This is a genomic window from Acinetobacter johnsonii, from assembly GCF_048551975.1.
GTDB lineage: Bacteria > Pseudomonadota > Gammaproteobacteria > Pseudomonadales > Moraxellaceae > Acinetobacter > Acinetobacter johnsonii_A.
Genome location: NZ_JBIMCF010000310.1, coordinates 1 through 253 on the forward strand (window position 1 = coordinate 1; position 253 = coordinate 253).

1 protein-coding gene is annotated in these 253 nt (G+C 43.9%); it reads left to right on the top strand.

Annotated features, from left to right (window positions below; translation table 11 throughout):
• Positions 1–253, top strand: a 253-nt coding sequence (locus ACG9ZB_RS17605) for a Na+/H+ antiporter subunit E (RefSeq protein ID WP_419326882.1), incomplete at both ends; no start/stop codon positions are given.

The following is a 253-nucleotide window of genomic DNA, read 5'->3' on the forward strand; positions in this document are numbered from 1 at the left end:
CTTTTTTGTGGTGTTATACGACATTGTGATGTCGAATATTCAAGTGGCTAAATTGGTCCTCGGCCCAATTGATCGTCTACAACCCAAGTGGTTTCTTGTTCCGCTGGAAACACAACATGAGGAAGTAAACACCTTACTGGCGATGATTATTACCACTATACCAGGCACTGTTTCAGCAGGCATCGATCAAGATCGTGGGGACATTTTAGTTCACGCCCTCAGCACCGATGATGAAAATGCCGAGATTGAAAAT